This window comes from Mycobacterium sp. (assembly GCF_032162105.1).
Classification (GTDB): Bacteria; Actinomycetota; Actinomycetes; order Mycobacteriales; family Mycobacteriaceae; genus Mycobacterium.
This window is the reverse complement of sequence record NZ_JAVRPS010000106.1, coordinates 1-2,935: the sequence shown is the minus strand read 5'-3', so window position 1 is coordinate 2,935 and position 2,935 is coordinate 1. Positions and strand designations below refer to the sequence as shown.

The window sequence follows — 2,935 nt, the reverse complement described above, 5'->3', positions numbered from 1 at the left end:
TCCAGCAGCGGACTCTGGCAGACCAACGCTCCGAACAACTCGGGATAGTGCGTGAGCATGACGCCCATCAGCAGGCCTCCCGCGCTGCCTCCCTCGGCGCCGAGCTGGGGGGCCGTCGTGACACCCTCATCCACCAAATCCTGTGCGACGGCGGCGAAGTCCTCGGCGACCTTGTGCCTGTTCTCGCGTAGCGCCTGCTCGTGCCACGCCGGCCCGAACTCCCCGCCGCCCCGGATGTTCGCCAGCGCGTAGCTTCCGCCGCGGGACAGCCACAGTCGGCCAAGCCCACCGAAATAGTCCGGTAGCTGCGCCGCACGAAAGGCGCCATAGCCCGCCAGCAGGGTGGGGCCGGGACCTGTCGAATCCCGATGCGCGACCAGGAAATACGGCACCCTAGTGCCGTCGGCTGACGCGGTGAAGCGCTGGCTGACGACGAGGTCGTCGGCGTCGAATAACGCCGGGGAGGACTTGATCTCCCGCACGGGTCCCGCCGACGGGCCGTGCAAAAGCCGCGGCGGTTTATCGAAGCCGGTGCTGTGAAGGAAGATTTCGTCGCCGAATACATCGATGCCGGCGAGGACGGTGGTGGCGTTGTCGGGCACACCCGGGAGCGGCTCTGCCTGCCAGATGCCCGGGGTGAGTACCTCCACCACGGTCGCTACGTCGCGCAGCTTGATGCTGAGGAACCGGTCGCCCGTGAACGCTCCTCCGACAAGGAAGTCCTCACCGCCGGGCTCGAACACCACGCGTGGTTCGGCGGTCCCGGCGACAAGTTGCTCGTAGTCGGCGATGAGCGCGGAGCCGGCCTTATAGGTGGTGTCCTCTCTGGACCAGTCCGATATCAGAAGGATCATCGCCCACTCGCGGTGCACCGCCATGCTGGCGTCGGTCGGGATGTCGAGGCGGATCAGTTCGCCGTCACGCAACTCAAAGGTCTCTTTGTTGTAGAAGTCGACACTGCGGTAGATGAAGGTGCGCTCGAATCCCGGATAGGGGTAACGCGTCGCGCTCACCGAGACGTCGCTCGCCGAACCGGAGAACACCGTTTCGGCATCCCCGAGCGGCGTCCCACGCCGCCACCGCTTGATCAGCCGTGGATACCCCGAATCGGTCAGCGAGTCTTCCCCGAAGTCGGTGCCCACCAGCACGGTGTGCTCGTCTTCCCAACAGATATCGCTCTTGGCCTCCGGCAGGTAGAACCCGTCGGCGACGAATTGCCGCGTGGTCATGTCGAATTCGCGCACGACGTCGGCGTCCCCGCCGCCGCGCGTGAGGCCGACGAGCGCGCGCGTGCGCTCGGGTTCAATGATGCCGGCGCCTTCCCACAGCCAGTTCTCGTCCTCGGTGGCGGCCAGCGCGTCGACGTCGATGACAACGTCCCACTCCGGGGAGTCCTTGCGGTACTCCTGAAGGGTGGTGCGCCGCCAGACTCCCCGCGGGTGGCCCGCATCGCGCCAGAAGTTGTAGAGGTACTCCCCGCAGCGCGACACACCAGGGATGCGGGTGTCGGAGTCGAGTATGTCAAGCACGCTGGCGCGCATCTGCTCGAACCGTTCACCCGACAACCGCGCCAGCGTGGGCACGTTGTGCCGCTCCACCCAGTCCAGCACCTCCTCGTCCTCGCCGGCCTCGAGCCACAAGTACGAGTCGTCGCCCACCACAACGTCTGCAACCGCGGCCCGCTGCGCTTCATTCGAGGTCATGGGGGCAATCCTCCGATGTGGCGTGCTCACAGTGCCTCGACGACCGAGGGGCACCTGCGAGTATCACGTTATCTGTGCAGCACGCGACACGACCGAGTATTTGACTACCTGTTTCAGATGGCCCCCGGGCGCGGGTTCGCGGCCCACCTATAGACCTGAACGGCGGTGTACTCGGAGTGGTTTCGGGCGAAACCTCCACGATCCCGAGATGGGGCTTCGCGGTGACTGAAGCATCACTGGGTTTCATGCACACCTGGTTACGTGTGATCGGTGTGCTGCCCGACCTGGTGGCGAGCGTAGTACTCGGGCTCGGCTTCTGCCGGTGGGCGTCGGCCCAGGCGGTGCATGAGCCTGTTGGTGTTGTACCAGTGCACCCACGCGGAGGTGGCGTCCTCGATGTCTGCCAGCGTGCGCAGCGGCCCGTTGCGGAACGGGGAGCCATCGCGGACGCACTCGGTTTTGTACAAGCCGATGGTAGTTTCAGCCAGCGCGTTATCAAGGGCATCACCGACGGTACCGACCGAGGGTGTCAGCCCTGCTAGCATCAGTGTCTCGGTGAAATGCATTGCAGTGTACTGAGATCCGGCATCGCTGTGATGGATCGTGCCGCCGAGCAGTGGATGTCCTTCCCGCGCCCGGCGTGCAGCCGCGGCGCGGATAGCACGCTCGACGAAGGCGGTGTTCTTCTTCAGCGAGCACTCCCAGCCGACCATCATCCCGGCGAAGGCGTCGATCACGAACGCGGTATAGCCGAACCCGCCGCCGGCCAGCGGCACATAGGTGAAATCGGCCACATGCAGCGCGTCGGGCCGACCGGCGCGGAAGCGGCGCCGCACCAGATCCGGGGCGCGGGTTGCCGCCGGATCGGCCACCGTGGTGCGCACCCGACGCGCGCGCATCGCGCCGCGCCAGCCGTTTTCGCGCATGATCCCACCGTGCAGCGGGCCACCGGGATGCCCTGACGCTGCAGGTGCGCCCACATCTTCAAGCTGCCGTACAGCGCTCCGGCGGGCGTTTACCACGCTCGTCGGGCTCGTAGACGCCGGCGAGGATCTCGGTGATCGTGGTGTCCCACAGCGCCCGCTTCGACGGCGCGGCCGACCGGTGCGCCCAGTAGGTGCGCGGGGCGATCTGCACACCATGCACGCCCAGTGCCCGGCAGATCGGTCCGACCCCGTACGTGCCCTTGTGCTCGTCGATGAACTGACAGATCAGCGGTGTCGCGGGTCGCA

At 66.5% G+C, this 2,935-nt stretch carries 1 protein-coding gene and 1 pseudogene; both read right to left on the bottom strand.

The genetic code is table 11. The features are described from left to right. Positions 1-1,703, bottom strand: a 1,703-nt coding sequence (locus tag QOC69_RS05230) for a prolyl oligopeptidase family serine peptidase (protein ID WP_526437067.1), incomplete at its 3' end; no start/stop codon positions are given. 257 nt (positions 1,704-1,960) lie between these two features. After that, positions 1,961-2,935 (bottom strand): annotated as a pseudogene (locus tag QOC69_RS05225) (IS3 family transposase); the annotation flags it as partial.